The following is a 21,545-nucleotide window of genomic DNA, read 5'->3' as shown; positions in this document are numbered from 1 at the left end:
TTTTTCTCTACCAAATTTTTAAAACCTTTTAAAATCCACAACATGTGTTTACCGAAGTAAACTACACCTTTTTATTTTTGTGTTTTTGCTGCTTCCGGTTTAGCGGCTGCTTCTTTTTTCGCTTTTTTATCTGCTTTTTTCTCTTTTTTAGGAGCTTTTGCTTCTTTTACAGGGGCTGATTTAGCTGGAGTTGTCTGAGCGTTTACCATTGCAACTGTTCCTAAAACAGCTACTGCTAACATTACTAATTTTCTCATGATTTTAGTTTTATGATTATTATTATCCTCATTTATTATACCCCAAAGATATTCTCACAAAATGAAGATAAAATGAAGATTGGGCCAGTCTGAAAAAATTAACTTTTAATTATGTTTTATAGCTTCCGGAAACAACAATGTGAAAGTGGTTCCTTTACCAATCTCAGAAGCAACCTTAATTTTGATATGATGAAAAGAAGCAATACTCTCGGCAATAGCAAGCCCCAAGCCCTGCCCTTCCTGATCTGAGCTAATTCTGGTAAACCTGTTGAATATCTGTTCTAACTGAAAATCATTCATCCCGACACCGGAATCGGCTATTGAAATAAAATAGTGGTGGTCCTGAAAACCGTCTGAAACCATTATACTGCCTTGCGGTTTATTGTATTTTATGGCATTGGTAACCAAATTATAAATGAGAATATGGATTAATGTTTTATTTCCTGTAAAAACATAATGATGCTGCATTTTATTCCAAAACTGAATTTCTCTGTCGTCGATGCGATCCTGCAAGTCTTCCTGCAAATCGGCAACCATTTCATGAAAATTTATATTCTCATTGGCTTCATATTGATTGTTTTCAATTCTGGAGATCAACAATAAATTGTTGATGATTTTTTTAAGCATATCTAATGTTTTCAGTGATCCTGCAATTTTATCAACGGCATTATCATCTAATGACTCATTTTGCAATAAATTTTCAAACTTGCTTTTGAGCAAGGCAATTGGTGTTAGCAGCTCGTGGGAAACATTTGATATAAACTGTTTTTCCTTTTTAAAAAGCTCCGCAATACGATCCATCATTTGGTTTAAAACAAAATCAAGTTCCATGAAATCGTGCGACCTGGCTTTTATTGGGGTATGATCGAAGGCTTCAGGTTCGTTGACCCGCCTTATCTTGGTATCAATAATTTTATAAAAAGGCTTTAATAAGTATTCGATATAAAAGGTATCTGCTAAAAAAGTAATTAGCAATATCACTACAAAAACGATGATAATAAAAAACCGAATGATAAAAGTAAGGTCTTTTACTTCTCCCAAACTGCTTCCGATTTCGAGCTGATATCCCTGATTTCCGAAGGTAAAATGATATTGCAGAATTCGGTATTCGTTTTCTTCGCCTTCGATAACCCGATAGTCATTACTAAAAACAGGTTTTTTCTGGTCGTGTTTCAGAGAAGATTTAGAGAGTACCAAAAATTCACTGTGAAGAGTTGAAAACTGCGAGTAGGTTTCTGTCGAATCGCCTGAATTTTCAATAAAGTCATCAATTTCATTCTGATTCAGATGTTCGATAAACTTCTGTTTCTTTTCGAGCAGTCCGTTATTGATATGTCTGTACACCACATTTTCTACCAAAATAGGCAGCATCAGCCATAAAATAAAAATAACCAACAGTCTTGTCAGCGCATTAAAAATAGCCAATTGGTGTTTTATCTTCACAGTCTGTATTGTTTATTCGTTTATACGATATCCTACATTCCTAACGGTTTCAAACCAATCAATCTCGGTATGCCTGTCCAGTTTTTTTCGAAGATTTCTAACGTGGACGTCAATAAAATTAGAGTCGGAATTGACTTCTAGAATGTCTCCCCAGATATGTTCTGTTAGTTGTAATCTGGTAATTACTCTGTTTTTATTGAGGACTAAATATTGAAAAATATCAAATTCCTTTTTGGTCAGATTAATGGGCGTTTCATCATAACTCACTTTATAATCCTGAAGCTGCAATAAAAAACCATGAATACTTAAATTATTCAACGTAAAACCGTGCATCCTGCGAATGACTGCAAACAATCGTGCACTAAGTTCTGTGAGCGCAAACGGTTTGGTCAGATAATCATCGGCTCCCAGATGCAGACCGTTTATTCGATCATCTAGTTCTCCACGTGCTGTAAGCACAATAACAGCCATTTTCGATTTGGTTTTCCGAACGGTTTTCAACACTTCAAATCCATCTCCGTCAGGTAAACCAAGATCCAGCAGCATAGCATCATAATCATTACTGTTTACCTCTTCCAGGGCATCACTGCAATTGTGAACTATTTTACAGATGTAGCCCGCATTACACAGAAAATCATACACTTCTGCCGCAAGTTCTTTATTATCTTCAACAATCAAAATATTCATAATTCAGCTTTTAAGCGCAACTAAATTTAAGCAATTATAAAAAGCATTGCTGCGCATTATTGAAAAATTTAACGAATAAAAAAAGCCAGTAAATTTCTTTACCGGCTCTCTTCAACCGCATTCTCATAATCATTACTTCTGTTTTGCCCCATATACAATTCTTTGAAAGCAAAACGAAAACAATTCTCCCTACTTCATTTTAGTTGTTTCTGCTTTTGGAGCTTCGCTTTTTTGCGATTTCATTTTTTTATCGGCTTTGTTTTTGTGATGTTTAGTTGCTTTCACTTCTTTTGCAGGAGCTGTTGGTGCCGGAGTTGTTTGTGCACTAACCATAACACTTGTTCCTAAAACTGCCACGAGTAACATTACTAGATTTTTCATAACTTTTAATTTAAATTGGTGTCTTTTATTTTATTCTTACTACTGTCTTAACTTTTTGCTTTTGGAGCTGCTGTTTTTGCTGCTTTTACTTTTTTATCCGCTTTGTGTTTAGGATGTTTGGTTGCTTTTACTTCTTTTGCAGGAGCTGCTTTAACATCTTTAGCAGGAAATGCATGTACCATAACGCTTGTTCCTAAAACTGCTACTAATAACATCAATAAATTTCTCATGATTTCTACATTTTTATATTAATACCTTTTATTTTACAGATCAAATTTACCCTCGTAATATGAAGACAAAATGAAGAAACCATGCTCTATTCAAATTTTAACTTTAATTTATAAAAAAGCAACCTGAAGCTCGCCTTACTACTGCTTCAAGATCGACGCCCCATACTAAAGTCGCATTGTTTTACGGAATTTAGAGCTATAAGCTATTGACATCTGAATCAATAACAAATAACAAAGCATTTTCTTCCCTAATATTATAGTGATATTCGTAACTTTGAAAATTGAATTGATAAATTGTACTTATGTCGTCACAAAAACGCCTTTTTCTACTTGATGCTTACGCTTTAATATTTCGCGGCTATTATGCCTTCATAAAAAATCCAAGGATTAACTCTAAAGGAATGGATACCTCGGCGATCATGGGATTCATGAATTCGCTCTTGGATGTTATCAAACGTGAAAAACCGGATCATCTGGCTGTAGCTTTTGATAAAGGCGGAAGTACTTTGCGTAACGAAATGTTCCCGGAATACAAAGCCAATCGTGATGTAACACCGGAGGCTATAAAAATTGCGGTTCCTTATATATGTGAATTGTTAAAAGCCATGCACATTCCGATTATCGAAGAGTCAGGTTTTGAAGCTGACGATTTAATTGGAACTATCGCCAAACAAGCAGAAAAACAGAACTATAAAGTTTTTATGGTAACTCCGGATAAGGATTTTGCCCAATTGGTTTCTGAAAACATCTTCATGTACAAGCCTGCCCGTATGGGGAATGGGATCGAGATTTGGGGAGTTCCTGAAGTTTTAGCTAAATTCGAAATTGAACGTCCGGAACAGGTGATTGATTTCCTTGGGATGATGGGTGATGCTGCCGATAATATTCCTGGACTTCCGGGAGTTGGTGAAGTAACAGCCAAGAAACTTCTTAAGGAATTTGGTACAATGGAAAACCTATTAGCGAATACAGACAAGCTGAAAGGAAAAATGAAGGAGAATATTGAGGCTAATAAAGAGAAAGGATTATTGTCTAAAAAACTGGCTACTATCTTACTAGACTGCCCGGTAACTTTTGATGAAAACGATTATGAATTAACGCGTCCTGACATTGAAAAAACCGAAGCTATCTTTCAGGAATTGGAATTCAGACGAATGGCCGAACAATTTGACAATTTGTTTAAAACGGGCGGCGGAGAAGAATCGACAGCTTCAACACCAGTTTCTGACGCTAAATTGTATAAAAAACCACAGCCTAAAAATGAAGATCAGTTTGATCTTTTTGGAGGAGGATCTACAGAAGAGTCTACAGAAACAGCCCGAACTTCTTTTTACAATACTTTAGAAAATACTCCTCACTCCTATCAGGCGATTCAGGGAGATTTGGGAATAAAATTACTTTTACAGAACCTGCAAAACCAGACTTCTGTTTGTTTTGATACCGAAACTACCGGTTTAGATGCTTTGCACGCCGAGTTAGTGGGTATTGCATTCTCTTACGAAAAAGGAAAAGCTTTTTATGTTCCGTTTCCGGAAAGTCAGGAAGAAGCTCAGGTTTTAATTGAAAAATTCAGACCTTTCTTTGAGAATGAAAGCATTGAGAAAATAGGTCAGAATTTAAAATACGATTTAAAAATCCTTTCTAATTATGGCATAACTGTAAAAGGAAAACTTTTCGATACCATGATTGCGCACTATCTGATCAATCCGGATATGCGTCATAACATGGATATTTTATCGGAAACGTATTTGAAATATGCTCCAAAACCAATTGAGGAATTGATTGGCAAAAAAGGGAAAAATCAGATTTCAATGCGCGATGTAGCCCTGGAAGACATCAAGGAATATGCCGCAGAAGATGCTGACATCACTTTACAACTGAAAGAAATTTTCACTACAGAGCTAGACAAAACCGAGACTAAGAAACTATTTGATGACATCGAGATTCCATTAGTAAGTGTTTTGGCCGATATGGAAACAGAAGGAATTCGTCTGGACGTGGAGTTTTTAAAAGCGATGTCTAAAGAAATGGATATTGAAATCAAAGCTCTGGAACAAAACATATACGAAACTGCCGGAGAAAAATTCAATCTGGCTTCTCCTAAACAGCTGGGTGACATTTTGTTCGACAAGCTTAAAATTGGAGGAGCAAAACAAAAGAAAACCAAAACCGGTCAATATGCTACCGGAGAAGAAGTTTTAACCTATTTAGCCAACGACAATCCAATCGTAAAAGAAATTTTAGACTGGCGTCAAATGGTGAAATTACAAAGCACTTATATACTGGCTTTACCGGAACAGGTAGACAAAAAAACACAGCGCGTTCATACGGATTATATGCAAACAGTTGCCGCAACAGGACGTTTGAGCTCTAACAATCCGAATTTACAGAATATACCTATTCGTACCGAAAGAGGGCGTCAGATTCGTAAAGCTTTTGTTGCACGTGATGAAAACTATACTTTAATCTCTGCCGATTACTCGCAGATCGAATTAAGAATTATTGCCGCTTTAAGTGGTGAAGAAAATATGATTGCTGCTTTTAAAAACGGAGAAGACATTCACAAAGCCACTGCAGCCAAAGTTTTTGATGTGCCTTTGGATGAAGTTTCCCGCGAACAAAGAAGTAATGCCAAAACGGTTAACTTCGGAATTATCTACGGGGTTTCTGCTTTCGGACTGAGCAATCAGACTTCTTTATCCCGCAGCGAGAGTGCCGCTCTGATCGAAGCTTACTACAAAACATATCCAAGACTGAAATCTTATATTTCAGAACAAATTGAATTTGCTCGTGAAAAAGGATATGTACAAACTATTTTAGGCCGTCGTCGTTATTTAAAAGACATCAATTCGGCAAATGCCGTTGTTAGAAGTGCTGCTGAACGAAATGCTGTAAATGCTCCCATCCAGGGAAGCGCTGCCGATGTGATTAAAATTGCCATGATCAACATTCATAAAAAACTAAAAGACGAAAACTGGAAATCTAAAATGCTGCTTCAGGTACATGATGAGCTTGTGTTCGATGTTCACAATGACGAACTCGAAAAAATCCAGCCTATGATCAAACACGAAATGGAAAACGCCTTTACCATGGCTGTTCCATTAGAAGTTGAACTTGGAATGGGTAAAGACTGGCTGGCTGCACATTAATAATTTTAGATTTCAGAGTGTTGATTTTAGATTTTGCCTTAAATTTATATGACAGACGATTTTAAGCCGCCTATTAAAAGCAGAACAACAAAGGAATTACTGGCGATAGCAGGAGCTCCAAAAAAATGGAATCCCCTGGCATACAAATTAGCAATTGACGAACTCTATACCCGAAAAGTCAATTTTAAATTAATAGATCAGGCAAAATATGTAGAAAACAGAAAGGAAAACCTTAAGGCGTTAAAAATTTCCAGAGAAAGTTACAGTATTTTTGACTTTATATTTAATTTAGGAGAAACACTTATAGAAATTATATTCGCCTGGGATTTAGAAAAAGAGGGCTATTTGCGTAAAGCAGAACAACAAAAGAAATTCAGAATACTATTATTTTTTCTAGTAGCATTTATTCTTTTACTTTTACTTTAAACATAAAAAAAACCATCAGTTGCAACTGATGGTTTTCTGTTTATTAAGCTTTTCTCGTAGACTCTCGTTCTTTCAGTTTTGTTTTGATAACGATTGTTTCATAATCTGATGTTTCTTCTTCAGATTCCTCCTCCAAACGTTTGATTAACTGTCTGGCTGCGACCTCGCCTATTTCCACTCCATGCTGGCTCACCGTTGTTAAACTTGGCGACAAACGTCTTGAAGCCAGAATTCCATCTGCAAAACCTATAATTGAAATATCTTCCGGAACTTTGTATCCTTTTTTCAGGCTTACGCGTAAAGCAGCCACCGAATCATTCTCATCTAAAGCAAAAATGGCATCAATTTTATGTTCAAAAATGCTATCGATTTTACTCTTCATATCATCTTCAGAGTCGGTACGAATAATGATATTTTCATTTACCGGAATATTATTATCTGCTAATGCTTTTAAGTAACCGTCGGCTCTTAATTTCCCAACGCTCAAATTATCTACTGACGAAATCAGCGCTATATTTTTGCATCCTAAATCAATTAAATGCTGTGTTGAATTTAAAGCAGAATCAAAATCGTCTACTATTACTTTGTCGCATTCTACTCCGTCTGCTATTCTGTCAAACATCACAATAGGAGTTCCATCAGCGATGATCGCCGAGAAATGACCGTAATCTTCTAATTTTTGCGCTTCTTCAGATACTGACAATATAAATCCGTCAATCGTTCCATTGCTTAACATTTCAAGCGTATGAACTTCTTTTTCCAGAGATTCGTTCGAAATACAAGTAATTACATTATATCCTTTTTTATCGGCTACTTTTTCGATACCACTAAAAACCTTTGCAAAAAAGGAGTTAAGTATATTAGGTATAATTACACCTATTGTTTTGGTTTTACGATTCTTTAAATTCAAACCAATAACATTCGGTTTATAATTTTTGAGTTTGGCATACTCCTTAATCTTCACCTTTGTTTGCTCACTGATCTCCGGGCTATCATTCAATGCCTTAGAAACAGTCGATACAGAAACACCCAGTTCCTTCGCAATTTGCTTTAGAGTTGCTTTAGCTTTCATTTAAAAATAAATTTTATGTAATTAATACAAATATAGTAGAATTACCTAAAATAAAACAAAAAACACCTTATCCTATTTAAAATTTCAGAGTGTTTTTTAAAATTAACTTCTTTTTCAAAACCGCAAGCCTTAAAATTTCGTTAATACCTGAATACATGCTTTTAACCTTTTAAAATCCTTGATTATGAAAAACGAAGTTAAAATTCATGAAGTTGATCCTTCATTGAACAACAGAAGGAGCTTTCTTAAGCTCAGCGGCCTAACATTAGTTGGCGCAGGCCTTCTTATGGCCGGGTGCAGCGATAACGACAATGACGATGATATGGAAGACACTACGCTGCCCGGAATCAGAAACGGAGTCTTTGATTTAGGGTCCGGCGATTTTGGAGTACTGACCTACGCGTATGCTCTGGAACAGCTGGAAGCCGATTTTTATACTAAAGTCGTAAACTCAACAAGCTTTAATGTTACTTTTAATCCTATCGAACGTCAGGTATTAACAGACTTGTATCATCACGAAGTCATTCACAGGGATTTTTTCAAGGCCGCCTTAACAGGAGCACTTCCTGACCCAAGTTCTCAATTGCTTCCCTCCTTGGCTTTTAACTATGGTTCTTTAAATTTCAACAGCCGTACCGAGGTTCTTGCGACAGCAAAAGCTCTTGAAGATACCGGAGTTGCCGCTTATAATGGAGCAGGAAAGCTAATTAAAAGTGCTGATTATTTACTTTTAGCCGGAAAAATTGTTTCGGTAGAAGCCAGACACGCCTCAGCTATCAGAAGCTTAATCAATCCTAACTCTAAGGATTTTGCCGGCGATGATATTGTAAACGCAAGTACCGGTTTGGATGTTGCTCAGGATCCTTCCAAAATTCTACCCATTGCAGGAGGCTTCATTACCACAAAATTCACAGCCAAATACTTACCTTAATCTTAACAAGCTAAAACTTAGAAATTATGAATATTTTAAAATTTATAGAAACGTTTACTGATGATAGCTTGATGAGAAGCACTGGTTCAAGAAGAGACAGTTTTAATCAGTTTGGAAATATTGGAAAAACACTGGCTTATGCCTCAATCCCTTTCGGATTATCTGCAATGGCGAACAAAGCACTAGCAAAAGACATTACCGCAACACCGGCAACTCCAATCGGAGCTCTGCAGTTTGCCTTAACTTTAGAATATCTGGAAAACGAATTTTATGCCATGGCATTAGATTCAGGTGTGATTCCGGCAGGAGAAAATGGGGGACGCGATTTGAAAGTTTTCCAGCAAATAGCTGCGCACGAGTCAGATCACGTTGCTTTTTTAATAAAAGGACTGGGCGGTACAATGAGTCCCAACTTTGTTCCTAAACCTACTTTTGACTTTACCGTTGGAGGAGCTTTTGATCCGTTTCATGACTACCCAACCTTTTTGGCACTAGCACAAGCCTTTGAAGATACAGGTGTTAGAGCCTACAAAGGTCAGGCAGCAAATTTAATCACTACACCGGATTTATTGACTGCCGCATTACAGATTCACTCTGTAGAAGCCCGTCATGCTTCTGAAGTACGACGATTAAGAGGATTAAAAGGATGGATCTCTAACAGTGAGAGAGGCGCAGGAATGCCTGCCGCAACACAAGCTGTCTACGATGGCGAAGGCGTTACCGTACAGGCAGGATTCAACACCGCAGCTTCGTTTGGAGCTGCTGCAGGATCAGAAGCTTATGATGAGCCGCTTACGACACAACAGGTCGTTGATATTGCCAATTTATTTATTGTTTAGTACAAACAATTCTAAATATTGAACCATCTTTGCACTACTTTGTGAAGGTGGTTTTTTTTATGGTTTTAAATCGAAAACTGATGTCCTGATTTTCAGCAGATAAAATATTCTTTTCAGGTATTTGGTTTTAAAATAATTAATTGTACTTTTGCATCCCCTTTATTGGGGATGGAATGTTTAATTAAAATAATATTATGGACGCATTAAGCTACAAGACAATTTCAGCGAACAAAGCCACTATCACTAAAGAGTGGATTGTTGTTGATGCTGAAGGTCATAACTTAGGTCGTCTTGCTTCAAAGGTTGCAATGATCTTAAGAGGTAAGTACAAACCAAGTTACACACCGCACGTTGACTGTGGAGATAACGTAATTGTTATCAACTCAGAAAAAATTAACCTTACAGGTACAAAAATGAATGACAAAATTTACATGCGTCATACAGGTTACCCAGGAGGACAAAGAACTTTAACTGCTAAAGTATTGCAATCTAAGAATCCTGCATTATTAGTAGAAAAAGCTGTAAAAGGAATGTTACCTAAAAACAAATTAGGAGCTGAACTTTTTAGAAATCTAAATGTTGTTGTAGGTGCTGAGCATACTCACGGAGCTCAAAAACCTAGAACTGTTAACCTAAACGATCTTAAGTAATGGGAGTTATTCACAAAATCGGTAGAAGAAAAACCGCTGTTGCACGTGTATATGTTTCTGAAGGAACAGGAAAAATCACTGTAAACAAAAAAGAATTCGCAACTTACTTTCCAACTGCAACTTTACAATACAAAGTTTTACAACCATTATCTATGACAGAAAATGCTGGTAACTTTGATGTAAAAGTAAACGTTTACGGAGGTGGTTCAACTGGTCAGGCAGAAGCTGTAAGAATGGCATTAGCACGTGTAATGTGTGAAGTGAACATCGAAAACAGAGCTATCTTGAAACCAGAAGGTTTATTAACTAGAGATCCAAGAATGGTTGAGCGTAAGAAATTCGGTCAGAAGAAAGCTCGTAAGAGATTCCAATTCTCTAAACGTTAATATTACCTGTCTTGTACATTTGGTACAGGACACTATCAATTATTTATTGAAATTAAAAAACACAGTTGTTGTTGCTCTCCTATCGAGGTAGGAAATAGTTTAGCATCTAAATGGGTTAAGTGATTAAAAGATTGAAAGACTAACGATTGAAAAATCTAAAATCTAAAAATCTAAAATCCAAAAAGACACATTGCTAATCAACAGAACGTAAACTAGTACAAAAATGGCAAACAAAATAGAAGTAAAAGAATTACTAGAAGCAGGTGTTCACTTCGGACACATGACTAGAAAATGGGATCCAAACATGGCTCCTTACATTTATATGGAGCGTAATGGTATTCACATTATCAATCTATATAAAACTGCAGCTAAAATTGAAGAAGCTAACGAAGCTTTGAAAAAAATCGCTGCATCAGGTAGAAAAATCTTATTCGTAGCTACCAAAAAACAAGCAAAAGACATCGTTGCTGATAAAGCAAAAGCTGCAAACATGCCTTACATCACTGAAAGATGGCCAGGTGGAATGCTAACTAACTTCGTAACTATCAGAAAGGCAGTTAAAAAAATGTCTTCTATCGATAAAATGAAGAAAGATGGTACTTTCAACACGCTATCTAAAAAAGAGCGTTTGCAAGTTGATCGTTTACGTGCTAAATTAGAGAAAAACTTAGGTTCAATCGCTGATATGTCTAGACTACCTGCAGCATTGTTCGTAGTAGATATCAAAGCTGAACATATCGCAATAAAAGAAGCACAAAAATTAAACATTCCAGTTTTCGCAATGGTTGATACGAATTCTGACCCAAGAGAGGTTGATTACGTAATTCCAGCAAATGATGATGCTTCTAAATCAATTGACAAAATTTTATCTTTAGTGACTACTGCAGTAATCGAAGGTCTTTCTGACAGAGGTTCTGAAAAAGAAGTTGAAGTAGCTGAAGAAGCTGCTCCTGCTGCTGAGGCTGAGGCTGCTCCTGCAACTGAAGAATAAATCAAATTTTAAATTCCAAATTTTAAATTCCAAACTCCAAATAAGAATTAAAAACGTTATGTTGATAATTTATTAAAATTGGAGTTTGGGATTTAGAAGATGGAATTTTTACTTTTAACATTAAAATTCAAAATATTATGGCAACAATTACTGCTGCAGACGTAAATAAATTAAGACAATCTACAGGTGCCGGAATGATGGACTGTAAAAAAGCTTTAGTTGAAGCTGAAGGAGATTTCGATAAAGCTATCCAAATCCTTAGAGAAAAAGGACAAAAAGTTGCTGCTAACCGTTCTGACCGTGAGTCTTCTGAAGGAGCTGCTGTTTCTTTCATCAATGCTGACAACACTAAAGGAGCGATCATCACTTTAAACTGTGAGACTGACTTCGTAGGTAAAAATGAAGCTTTCGTAACTTTAGCTAAAGATTTAGTTGAAAAAGCGATCAACTTCTCTTCTAAAGAAGATTTCTTAGCTTCAGATTTCAACGGAATTACTGTTGCTGAAAAATTAATCGAGCAAACAGGTGTTATCGGTGAGAAAATCGAAATCGGTGGTTTCGAAATTTTAGAAGGTGCTTTCGTTGGATCTTATGTTCACGTTAACAAAATTGCTGCTTTAACAGCTATTTCTGCTAAAGTTGACAACGCTGAGACTTTAACAAAAGACATCTCTATGCAAGTAGCTTCTATGGGAGCTGATACATTATCTTACAAAGATTTTGATCCTGCTTTCGTTGAATCTGAACTTGCTGCCCGTATTGCTGTAATCGAAAAAGATAATGAAGAAGCTGCACGTTTAGGAAAAACTTTAAAAAATGTTCCTAAATACATCTCTTTCTCTCAATTAACTCCTGAAGTTATCAAACAAGCTGAAGAAGATGCTAAAGCTGAATTAAAAGCTGAAGGTAAACCAGAGCAAATTTGGGACAAAATCCTTCCAGGAAAAGTACAACGTTTCATCTCTGATAACACTACTTTAGATCAGGAAAAAGCTTTATTGGATCAAAACTTCATCAAAGATGACAGTAAAAAAGTTGGTGATTACGTTAAAGGATTCAACGTTGAGATCACAGGTTTCAAAAGAGTTACTTTAGGTTAATATATTATTTTCAATACAAAAAAGCCCGAATATTAATTTATTCGGGCTTTTTTATTGTGAGATGTTTATTTGTGAAATGTTGTTTGTGAGATGCAAGATGTTAGAATCGCATCTTTTAAGGTGACGGCCTGAATCTATCTCATCTTCAAAGTAACTCTGATTATTTAGTATATCTCAAGCTTCCTAATTCCATCTCACATTTTACATCTCACAAATAACATTTCGCATACAACTATTTACTTCTTGATTGGAAAATTTCTGGCTCTCATCAAGGCATCAGATTTAGGAGCTCTTCCTCTGAAATTTTCATAGGCTTTCTCCTGATCAATAGTGTTTCCTACGCTAAATATGTTATCTAACAATCTTTTACCTACCGCTTTATCATAAGCACCTTTTCCTTCTGTAAAAGCTTCCCATGCATCAGCATTGATCACATCAGCCCATAAATAACCGTAATATCCGGCAGAATAACCATCTCCTGAAAAGATATGCCCGAATTGCGGGATTCTGTGACGCATTACAATTTCTGAAGGCATATGAAGGGCATCTAAAGTTTCTTTTTCAAATTTCTTTGGATCAATTTTTTCTGTAGCTAAATGTAATTTCATATCAATCAATGAACTTGAAATCGTTTCAACAGTTGAAAATCCTTCTCCAAAAGTACCTGCTCTCTCAATTCTTTCCACTAGAGCCTTTGGCAAAGGTTCTCCTGTTTTATAATGCAATGCAAATTTGTTTAATACTTCCGGAGTCGCTAACCAATGCTCTAATAATTGAGACGGGAACTCCACATAATCACGAGCTACAGAAGTTCCGGCTAAACTTGGATACGTCACATTTGAACACAATCCGTGAAGCGCGTGTCCGAACTCATGAAACAACGTTGAAGCATCTTCCCAAGAGATTAAAATAGGCTCGTTTGGAGCTCCTTTCACAAAGTTACAGTTATTAGACACAATCGTTAACACATCCCCATCCATTCTCTCCTGGTTTCGATAGGCATTCATCCACGCTCCTGAACGTTTACCTGCACGTGCATAAGGGTCAAAATACCACAAACCAACAGCCTTACCTGTCAATTTATTAGTTACTTCCCAAACACGAACATCAGGATGGTAAACCGGCACATTTGTAATTTGTTTAAAATTCAAATTAAACAACTCGCCCGCTACCCAAAACATTCCTTCTCTTAGTTTTTCTAATTGTAAATACGGCTTAACTTCATTTTGATCTAAATCGTACTTCGCTTTTCTAACTTTTTCAGCATAATAACGGTAATCCCATGGCTGAATTTTAAATTTACCTCCTTCTGCATCTGCGATTTTTTGCATTTCGGCTACATCTTCACGCACTTTTGCAACTGCAGGCTCCCATACAGAAAGCATCAAATCTAAAGTTTTCTGAGGATCCTTTGCCATTTTGTTCGATAAACTCCAATGCGCAAAAGTTGGGAAACCTAATAACTTAGCTTTTTGAGTTCTTAATTCTAAGATAGAAACCGCCGTCGAATTGTTATCATTAGCGTTTCCATTATCTCCACGTTTTACAAAAATCTCAAACGCCTTCTCTCTTAAATCTCTGCGTGTAGAAAAAGTCAGGAAAGGCTCAATTGACGAACGTGTATTAGCAATACAACCCATAACATTCAGCTTTCTGTCTTTAGCCTCAGCAATAGCTGCTTTCTTAACCTCTTCAGGCAGACCATCAAAATCACTTTCTGTTTTCAATTCCACATATTGATTTTGTTCTTCTGCCAATAAGTTTTGACTAAAACGGGTAAAAAGTGACGCCAACTCTTTATTGATTGCAGCCACTTTCGTTTTATCAGTCTCATTTAGTTTTGCGCCCTGACGTACAAAATTTGTATAATACAACCATATTAAACGCTGCTGTTCACTAGTCAACTTTTTACTCTCTTTAGCATTATAAAGTGTTTCAATTCTTGCAAAGAGTTTTTTATTCTGATTGATTTTATCACTAAACTCCGAAAACTTAGGAGACATTTCTCTGTCAATAGCACTAAATTCCGGGCTGCTTAAATTAGATCTGTAAATTCCGTAAACAGTCGAAATTCGATCCATTGTTGCACCTGAACGCTCCATAGCAGCAATCGTATTCTCAAAAGTTGGCGCTTTTGGATTGTTTGCAATCGCATCTATTTCGCTTAATTTTTCCTGAATCGCAAATTCAATTGCCGGTTTAAACTGTGAAACCTGATACTCATTAAATGCAGGAACCCCACCATAAGGACCTTTCCATTTTTGAACCAGTGGATTATCCTGAATGGTCTGTGCGTCAGCCGCAAATAAGGTTGTTCCCATGAGAAAAATTGTCATTAATTTTTTCATTATCGTTGATTTGTTTTTAAAATAGGTTATTGTTCCAAATGTAACTAAAAATCAGTATTCATTTGGAAATTTTAACTTTGGAATCCGCTAAAAACTACCCTTTAATTTAAATATTCCGCTAAAAAGTTATAGAGAAATAGTTTAAATTTGAAACATCATTAACCGAACCACATGTTTAAAACCCGTAGAGAAATTGTTTTTGTAGTACTAGCCGGTATCTTTATAACCAATGCTGTCGTAGCTGAACTTATTGGAGGAAAATTAATCCAGATTGGCCCTTTTGTAATGAGTATCGGTATTTTACCGTGGCCGATTGTCTTTCTGACAACCGATTTAATCAATGAATATTTTGGCGAAAAAGGAGTCAAAAAGCTGTCCTTTATTACGGCTTGTCTGATTGCTTATGCTTTTCTGATCTTATTTATGGCAATCGTAATACCCGCGGCCAAAGGAATCAGTCCGGTTAATGACGAGCAATTTAAAGCGGTTTTCGGACAAAGTATGTGGATCATTGTGGGGAGTTTAATTGCCTTTATGGCTTCTCAATTGATTGATGTCTGGATCTTCTGGTTTTTCAAAAGACGTACCGGAGAGCGAAAAATATGGCTCAGAACAACTGGATCAACTGTAATCTCACAATTGTTTGATTCTTTTATTGTACTTGGAATTGCCTTTTGGTTACCCGGAAAAATTGATTTTGACACCTTTATTTCCTCAGGACTAACAGGTTACATTTTCAAACTGTCTGTAGCTGTTTTACTGACACCGGCGATTTATGCAGGACATCACCTGATTAAGAAATATTTAGACAAAGATCCTGTTCACGAAAAATCCAAACACCTAAATGATGGAGAATAAAAATCTGGTACGCTGCGGCTGGTGTTCTTCCAGCGATTTATATAAAAAATACCACGACGAAGAATGGGGTGTTGCCATTTATGACGACCCGTCTATTTTCGAATTTTTAATTCTGGAAACTTTTCAGGCAGGTTTAAGCTGGATTACGATTCTGAATAAAAGAGAGAATTTCAGAGCCGCTTTTGATCAGTTCGATTATAAAAAAATCGCTCAATATCCGGAAGAAAAAATAGAGTCCTTACTACAGGATACTGGAATTATTCGCAACAAACTTAAAATTCGCGCCACTGTTTCAAACGCACAGGCATTCCTGAAAGTGCAGGAAGAATTTGGCACTTTCTCAGACTATATTTGGAAATTTGTCAACGGAAAACCGATCGACAACAACCCGAAAACATTAAAAGACGTCCCTGCTACTACTCCCATTTCGGACGAAATTAGTAAAGATTTGAAAAAAAGAGGCTTCAAGTTTGTCGGATCAACCGTGATTTACGCTCATATGCAGGCTACCGGTATGGTTAACGATCATGTTGCAGACTGCTGGACAAGGACTAGATAGTTTACAGTTTTCAGTCGCAGTCACGGTTACAACTTTCAGTTTTTAAACCTAAGTATTTTAGGCTAAAATTTGAAAACTGAGAACTGAGACTAAAAACTTAAAAAAAAATTATTACATTTGCTTCACACTTTAGGGGTGTCTGCAACTTTGCAGGCTGAGATTTTACCCTCTGAACCTGATCTAGTTCATACTAGCGTAGGGAAAAGTAAGATGACTTCTGCGCGCATTTCTATGCGTGATTGTAGCCATTCCTAAAGTATAACTACATACTAAACTTACAAGGAATGGAACTAAAAATCAACCAACAAATCAAAAAATTCAATGCTGAATCGCTAAGCATTCAATCATTGCTCGATCTCGAAATTCCGAACAAACAAAACGGAATTGCCGTTGCCATCAACAATACTGTTGTTCCAAAATCCAACTGGAACCAACAACTTGTATCCGAAACTGACGAAATTCTGATTATTTCTGCTACTCAGGGAGGTTAAGAATAACTTTCAATTCTAAAAACTGCAAATTCCAATTTCATCTAAGATTTAGGAGTACCGTAGTACATCTCCACATTTCACATCTTACATCTTACATCTTACAATATACAACAAACAAGCTATGACTACAGAAGAACAAATTTCCAGAACCCCGTTTCCTAATTCTAAAAAAGTTTATATCAACGGAGAATTACATCCGATCAAAGTGGCCATGCGCGAAATACATCTTAGCGACACCAAACTTTCAAACGGCGGAGTTGAAAAAAATCCTCCCGTAACCGTTTATGACACTTCTGGCCCCTATACTGATCCTAATGTTGAAATCGATATTAGAAAAGGGCTTCCAAGATTAAGAGAGCAATGGATTTTAGACCGAAATGACGTCGAAATTCTGGATGAAATCACTTCAGATTACGGACAAAGCCGATTACGCGATGAGAGCTTAAATCATCTTCGATTTGAATATTTGCACCAGCCTAAAAGAGCCAAAAAAGGAGCCAACGTTACACAATTGTTTTACGCCAAACAAGGTATTATCACACCTGAGATGGAATATATTGCTATTCGTGAAAACCAGCGAATAGAGCTTTTAAACGAACAAACCAAAGCAATGCAATGTCAGCACGGCGGTCATAGTTTTGGAGCTAATACCCCTAAAAGCAAAATTACTCCCGAATTTGTTCGCAGCGAAGTAGCTTGCGGAAGGGCCATTATCCCTAACAACATTAACCATCCTGAGAGTGAACCTATGATCGTTGGGCGTAACTTTTTAGTAAAAATAAACGCCAACATCGGTAATAGTGCCGTGACTTCGAGTATTGAAGAAGAAGTAGAAAAAGCGGTCTGGGCTTGCCGTTGGGGAGCAGACACGATTATGGATCTTTCAACAGGTAAAAACATCCACGAAACCCGAGAGTGGATTATCCGTAACTCTCCTGTGCCGATTGGTACTGTGCCGATTTATCAGGCCTTAGAAAAAGTAAAAGGAATTGCCGAAGATTTAACTTGGGAAGTTTTCCGTGATACTTTAATTGAACAGGCTGAACAAGGGGTTTCTTATTTCACGATTCATGCCGGAGTACTGTTGCGCTATATCCATTTGACTGCCGATCGTGTTACCGGAATTGTTTCTCGCGGTGGATCTATCATGGCCAAATGGTGCTTGTTTCACCATAAAGAAAACTTCTTGTACACTCATTTTGAGGAAATCTGTGAAATCATGAAACAATATGACGTGGCTTTTTCTCTTGGAGATGGTTTACGTCCTGGTTCTATTGCAGATGCCAACGATGCAGCGCAATTTGCCGAATTAGAGACTTTAGGAGAGCTGACTAAAATTGCCTGGAAACATGACGTTCAGGTTTTCATCGAGGGTCCTGGTCACGTTCCGATGCACATGATCAAAGAGAATATGGACAAACAACTGGAACACTGTCATGAAGCTCCTTTCTATACTTTAGGACCTCTAACGACGGATATTGCACCAGGTTACGATCACATTACCTCTGCTATCGGAGCCGCGATGATTGGCTGGTACGGCTGTGCGATGTTGTGCTATGTTACTCCAAAAGAACACCTTGGCTTACCTAACAAAAAAGATGTAAAAGATGGTGTAATCACCTATAAAATTTCTGCCCATGCTGCCGATCTTGCCAAAGGTCATCCGGGAGCACAATACCGCGACAATGCTTTGAGCAAAGCTCGTTTTGAATTTCGTTGGGAAGATCAGTTCAATTTAGCCCTTGATCCGGATACGGCCAGAGAATTTCACGATGAAACTCTTCCTGCTGACGGTGCGAAAGTTGCTCATTTTTGTTCGATGTGCGGCCCTAAATTCTGCTCGATGAAGATCTCTCAGGAAATTCGTGACGTAGCCGCGGCTGAAAAAGGAATGCAAGAGAAATCAGAAGAATTTATTGAACAGGGGAAAGAGATTTATATCTAGTATGTAAAATGTGAAATGACTGCTATCCACTCTACATTTCACATTTCACAACTCACATCTTACAACTCAAAAAAATATGATCGTAATTACCAATCCTTCTGCTATAGCAAATGAAATCAGCATTCTGGATTCTTTATTTGAAGAAGGATTGGCATTGCTTCATATCAGGAAGCCTGATTTTTCTGAAAATGAAATGGCAGTTTTTCTTCATCAAATAAAATTAGAAAACAGAAACAAACTGGTTTTGCACAATTATCCTGTTCTGGCAGAAGACTTTGGAATAAACCGAATTCATTTTTCGGAAAAAGAAAGAAAAAACAACAATTTAAATACTGTAAATGGAATCATATTTTCCACATCAACGCATTCAATAGAAGATTTCAATTCCTTACCACCCGAGTTTGGCTACGCATTTTTAAGCCCGGTCTACCAAAGTATTTCCAAAGAGGACTATTATCCGGAAACGAATCTTTTTGAAGCTTTAAACTCGAAAATAAATCACAAGACTAAAGTTATCGCTTTAGGAGGAATTGATGTCAAAAACATCCAAAAAACACTAGAAAATGGCTTTGATGATGTGGCTCTTTTAGGAGCTATCTGGAAAAATAAAAACCCTATAAAACAATTCAAATTATGTCAGCAAATCGTCCAATCACACTTTCAATAGCAGGTTTTGATCCTTCGGGCGGTGCCGGTGTTTTAGCGGATATCAAAACATTCGAGCAGCATCAGGTAACAGGTTTTGCTATCTTAACTGCCAATACCATTCAGACGGAAGACGAGTTTATTGAAATTCAATGGACCGATTTGAGCTTTGTAATTCATTCTATTGAAACCTTTTTTGATCGTTATAAAATCAGTGCGGTCAAAATTGGAATTGTACCGTCTTTGGATTATCTGAATCCCATTCTTTCGACCATAAAACAAGCATCCCCAAGCACTTTAATAGTTTGGGACCCGGTTTTAAAATCGTCTACCCAATTTGAATTTATGAGTATTGAAGATCGTTTAGAATTAAATGATACGCTGTCAAAAATTGACTTAATTACTCCTAATTACAACGAAATTGAAATATTGTTTCCGGGTTTTATTACCAATCAATCTGAATTTCAGAATAAAATTCCAACAAACATTCTATTAAAAGGCGGGCATAATCCTTCGGCAACCGGAACGGATCGTTTGTTCCTAAAGAACGAAATCATCGACCTTCTGCCTTCTGATAAAAAATGCTTTGCCAAACACGGTTCCGGCTGTGTATTATCCGCCGCGATTGCCTCAAATCTTGCACGTAATCCATCTTTGGAAAAAGCTTGCAGGAATGCGAAAAACTACATCGAAAAATACCTGAATTCCACTCCAACCTTAATCGGACATCATTATGTATCATAAATTACAATATATCTCTCAGGGGAAAACCATAGAGGAACAACTGTATAATATCCATCAGGCTCTAGATGCCGGATGCGATTGGGTACAGTTACGTTTTAAAAATCAAACGGAGAAAGACACTTTCACTCTGGCGGAAGCAGTAAAATTTTTATGCGAAGAATATCTCGCTAATTTTATTGTAAACGACAACCTGCATCTCGCTCAGCAGATCGCCGCAGACGGAGTTCATTTGGGACTATCAGACATGAAAATTGACGAAGCAAGGACAATACTTGGAAATACCAAAATCATAGGAGCAACAGCCAACACTTTTGAAGACATTGAAAATCACATCAAAAATGGCTGCGATTATATTGGTTTGGGGCCCTTTCGTTTTACAACAACCAAAGAAAAACTAAGTCCAATTCTGGGATTGTCAGGTTATTTTAAAATTATTCAGGAGCTAAAACGCAATAAACTGGAGATTCCTGTTTATGCTATTGGAGGAATCACTCTGAACGATGTCTCTCCTTTAATGGAAACCGGGATTCATGGAATTGCAATCTCCGGAATGCTTACAGAAAGTGATCAAAAAGAAAAACTCATTCAACAATTAAACGAAAAGTTATATGCAAACGTCATTGTTTAACATCGGAGACAAAACCTTAAGCTCCCGTCTATTTTTAGGGACAGGAAAATTCGGTTCGAATCAGGAAATGGAAAATGCTATTTTGGCATCAGAAAGTGAGTTGGTCACGGTAGCGTTGAAACGTATCGATCTCGAAACCGAAACTGATGCTATTCTAACGCATTTAAATCATCCGAACATCCATTTATTGCCCAATACGTCGGGGGCACGAAACGCCAAAGAAGCCGTTTTCGCTGCGCAATTGGCGAGAGAAGCGTTAGAAACGAACTGGCTGAAACTTGAAATTCATCCCGATCCGAAATATTTAATGCCCGATCCGATAGAGACTCTAAAAGCAACAGAGGAACTCGCCAAACTTGGTTTTTTCATCTTGCCGTACATCCATGCCGATCCTGTATTATGCAAACATCTGGAAAGCGCCGGAACAACAGCTGTTATGCCTTTAGGTTCTCCTATTGGGAGCAACAAAGGTTTAAAAACGATTGATTTTTTAGAAATTATTGTCGAACAAAGTAATGTTCCCGTGATCGTCGATGCCGGAATCGGATCACCTTCGGATGCTGCAAAAGCAATGGAAATTGGTGCTGATGCTGTTTTAGTGAATACTGCAATTGCCGTAGCCGGAAATCCCACATTAATGGCCGAAGCGTTTAAAGAAGCAGTCATTGCTGGCCGAAAAGCTTTTGAGGCTAAAATTGCTCATCAGCAAAATTACGCTGTGGCTTCGAGTCCTTTAACGGCTTTTTTACATGACTAGACAAACTAATTTAACCGCAAAATTCCCA

At 37.1% G+C, this 21,545-nt stretch carries 23 protein-coding genes and 1 riboswitch; of the genes, 16 read left to right on the top strand and 7 right to left on the bottom strand.

The genetic code is table 11. The annotated features are described in order from the left end of the window. Nucleotides 1-71: 71 nt before the first annotated feature. The 5 genes from ACAM30_RS11190 to ACAM30_RS11170 all read right to left on the bottom strand — a co-directional run bounded on the left by ACAM30_RS11190 (nucleotide 72) and on the right by ACAM30_RS11170 (nucleotide 2,998). Nucleotides 72-257: a hypothetical protein gene (locus tag ACAM30_RS11190; protein ID WP_026110152.1), complete on the bottom strand. Its 186-nt coding sequence runs from the start codon at nucleotides 255-257 to the stop codon at nucleotides 72-74. 105 nt (nucleotides 258-362) lie between these two features. After that, nucleotides 363-1,700 carry a sensor histidine kinase gene (locus ACAM30_RS11185; RefSeq protein ID WP_369618565.1) on the bottom strand — a complete coding sequence of 446 codons (1,338 nt, stop codon included), beginning with the start codon at nucleotides 1,698-1,700 and terminating at the stop codon, nucleotides 363-365. Nucleotides 1,701-1,712: 12 nt separating this feature from the next. After that, entirely contained in the window at nucleotides 1,713-2,387 is a 675-nt protein-coding gene (locus tag ACAM30_RS11180) for a response regulator transcription factor (RefSeq protein ID WP_369618564.1), read from the bottom strand. Between the two features lie 189 nt (nucleotides 2,388-2,576). Further along, nucleotides 2,577-2,768, bottom strand: coding sequence for a hypothetical protein (locus tag ACAM30_RS11175; protein ID WP_369618563.1), 192 nt, complete (start codon nucleotides 2,766-2,768; stop codon nucleotides 2,577-2,579). Nucleotides 2,769-2,815: 47 nt separating this feature from the next. Next, the gene (locus tag ACAM30_RS11170; RefSeq protein ID WP_369618562.1) at nucleotides 2,816-2,998 is read right to left on the bottom strand and encodes a hypothetical protein; all 183 of its coding nucleotides are present in this window, start codon (nucleotides 2,996-2,998) and stop codon (nucleotides 2,816-2,818) included. A 302-nt stretch (nucleotides 2,999-3,300) separates the two neighbouring features. Here ACAM30_RS11170 and polA point away from each other — a divergent pair, with 302 nt between their 5' ends. Continuing rightward, nucleotides 3,301-6,147, top strand: coding sequence for a DNA polymerase I (gene polA / locus ACAM30_RS11165; protein ID WP_369618561.1), 2,847 nt, complete (start codon nucleotides 3,301-3,303; stop codon nucleotides 6,145-6,147). A 48-nt stretch (nucleotides 6,148-6,195) separates the two neighbouring features. After that, nucleotides 6,196-6,573 carry a hypothetical protein gene (locus ACAM30_RS11160; protein WP_369618560.1) on the top strand — a complete coding sequence of 126 codons (378 nt, stop codon included), beginning with the start codon at nucleotides 6,196-6,198 and terminating at the stop codon, nucleotides 6,571-6,573. Between the two features lie 43 nt (nucleotides 6,574-6,616). Here the strand turns inward: ACAM30_RS11160 and ACAM30_RS11155 are convergent, their stop codons facing one another. Next, complete coding sequence (locus tag ACAM30_RS11155) at nucleotides 6,617-7,645, bottom strand: LacI family DNA-binding transcriptional regulator (RefSeq protein WP_369618559.1); 1,029 nt, start codon at nucleotides 7,643-7,645, stop codon at nucleotides 6,617-6,619. A 184-nt stretch (nucleotides 7,646-7,829) separates the two neighbouring features. Here ACAM30_RS11155 and ACAM30_RS11150 point away from each other — a divergent pair, with 184 nt between their 5' ends. The 6 genes from ACAM30_RS11150 (at nucleotide 7,830) to tsf (ending at nucleotide 12,542) form a co-directional block, all read left to right on the top strand. Continuing rightward, nucleotides 7,830-8,576, top strand: a complete 747-nt coding sequence (locus ACAM30_RS11150) for a ferritin-like domain-containing protein (RefSeq protein WP_017497944.1) — start codon at nucleotides 7,830-7,832, stop codon at nucleotides 8,574-8,576. Nucleotides 8,577-8,602: 26 nt separating this feature from the next. Beyond that, nucleotides 8,603-9,415 (top strand): ferritin-like domain-containing protein, encoded by an 813-nt coding sequence (locus ACAM30_RS11145; RefSeq protein WP_369618558.1) that lies wholly within the window; start codon nucleotides 8,603-8,605, stop codon nucleotides 9,413-9,415. 194 nt (nucleotides 9,416-9,609) lie between these two features. Next, nucleotides 9,610-10,065: a 50S ribosomal protein L13 gene (gene rplM, locus ACAM30_RS11140; RefSeq protein WP_369618557.1), complete on the top strand. Its 456-nt coding sequence runs from the start codon at nucleotides 9,610-9,612 to the stop codon at nucleotides 10,063-10,065. Next, nucleotides 10,065-10,451, top strand: coding sequence for a 30S ribosomal protein S9 (gene rpsI / locus ACAM30_RS11135; protein WP_116752865.1), 387 nt, complete (start codon nucleotides 10,065-10,067; stop codon nucleotides 10,449-10,451). The genes rplM and rpsI overlap by 1 nt, the downstream gene beginning before the upstream one ends. Before the next feature lie 223 nt (nucleotides 10,452-10,674). Then, nucleotides 10,675-11,442, top strand: a complete 768-nt coding sequence (gene rpsB, locus ACAM30_RS11130) for a 30S ribosomal protein S2 (RefSeq protein ID WP_073412718.1) — start codon at nucleotides 10,675-10,677, stop codon at nucleotides 11,440-11,442. A 137-nt stretch (nucleotides 11,443-11,579) separates the two neighbouring features. Continuing rightward, a complete protein-coding gene (gene tsf / locus ACAM30_RS11125; protein WP_369618556.1) occupies nucleotides 11,580-12,542 on the top strand; it encodes a translation elongation factor Ts in 963 nt (320 codons plus the stop codon). Nucleotides 12,543-12,778: 236 nt separating this feature from the next. Here tsf and ACAM30_RS11120 read toward each other — a convergent pair whose 3' ends face one another. Beyond that, complete coding sequence (locus ACAM30_RS11120) at nucleotides 12,779-14,890, bottom strand: M3 family metallopeptidase (RefSeq protein ID WP_369618555.1); 2,112 nt, start codon at nucleotides 14,888-14,890, stop codon at nucleotides 12,779-12,781. Between the two features lie 171 nt (nucleotides 14,891-15,061). On the opposite strand from ACAM30_RS11120, the gene ACAM30_RS11115 reads away from it, so the two are divergent. From ACAM30_RS11115 to ACAM30_RS11080, 8 genes are all read left to right on the top strand, one after another. Continuing rightward, nucleotides 15,062-15,748 carry a queuosine precursor transporter gene (locus tag ACAM30_RS11115; protein ID WP_369618554.1) on the top strand — a complete coding sequence of 229 codons (687 nt, stop codon included), beginning with the start codon at nucleotides 15,062-15,064 and terminating at the stop codon, nucleotides 15,746-15,748. Beyond that, a complete protein-coding gene (locus tag ACAM30_RS11110) occupies nucleotides 15,738-16,307 on the top strand; it encodes a DNA-3-methyladenine glycosylase I (RefSeq protein ID WP_369618652.1) in 570 nt (189 codons plus the stop codon). Before ACAM30_RS11115 ends, ACAM30_RS11110 begins: the two co-directional genes overlap by 11 nt. A 121-nt stretch (nucleotides 16,308-16,428) precedes the next feature. Continuing rightward, a riboswitch (TPP riboswitch) is annotated at nucleotides 16,429-16,526 on the top strand. A gap of 65 nt (nucleotides 16,527-16,591) precedes the next feature. Then, nucleotides 16,592-16,798: a sulfur carrier protein ThiS gene (gene thiS / locus ACAM30_RS11105; RefSeq protein ID WP_369618553.1), complete on the top strand. Its 207-nt coding sequence runs from the start codon at nucleotides 16,592-16,594 to the stop codon at nucleotides 16,796-16,798. 121 nt (nucleotides 16,799-16,919) lie between these two features. Beyond that, nucleotides 16,920-18,743, top strand: a complete 1,824-nt coding sequence (thiC, locus tag ACAM30_RS11100) for a phosphomethylpyrimidine synthase ThiC (RefSeq protein WP_369618552.1) — start codon at nucleotides 16,920-16,922, stop codon at nucleotides 18,741-18,743. A gap of 76 nt (nucleotides 18,744-18,819) precedes the next feature. Beyond that, nucleotides 18,820-19,410 (top strand): thiamine phosphate synthase, encoded by a 591-nt coding sequence (locus ACAM30_RS11095; RefSeq protein ID WP_369618551.1) that lies wholly within the window; start codon nucleotides 18,820-18,822, stop codon nucleotides 19,408-19,410. After that, nucleotides 19,377-20,132 (top strand): hydroxymethylpyrimidine/phosphomethylpyrimidine kinase, encoded by a 756-nt coding sequence (locus tag ACAM30_RS11090; protein WP_369618550.1) that lies wholly within the window; start codon nucleotides 19,377-19,379, stop codon nucleotides 20,130-20,132. The genes ACAM30_RS11095 and ACAM30_RS11090 overlap by 34 nt, the downstream gene beginning before the upstream one ends. Next, nucleotides 20,122-20,760 carry a thiamine phosphate synthase gene (locus ACAM30_RS11085; protein ID WP_369618549.1) on the top strand — a complete coding sequence of 213 codons (639 nt, stop codon included), beginning with the start codon at nucleotides 20,122-20,124 and terminating at the stop codon, nucleotides 20,758-20,760. The genes ACAM30_RS11090 and ACAM30_RS11085 overlap by 11 nt, the downstream gene beginning before the upstream one ends. Further along, entirely contained in the window at nucleotides 20,741-21,517 is a 777-nt protein-coding gene (locus ACAM30_RS11080; RefSeq protein WP_369618548.1) for a thiazole synthase, read from the top strand. The genes ACAM30_RS11085 and ACAM30_RS11080 overlap by 20 nt, the downstream gene beginning before the upstream one ends. The last annotated feature ends 28 nt before the right edge of the window (nucleotides 21,518-21,545 follow it).

The organism is Flavobacterium sp. CFS9 (assembly GCF_041154745.1).
In the GTDB taxonomy this organism is placed as follows: domain Bacteria; phylum Bacteroidota; class Bacteroidia; order Flavobacteriales; family Flavobacteriaceae; genus Flavobacterium.
Note: the sequence above shows the minus strand (reverse complement) of the source record. Positions and strands in the feature narration are given on the sequence as shown.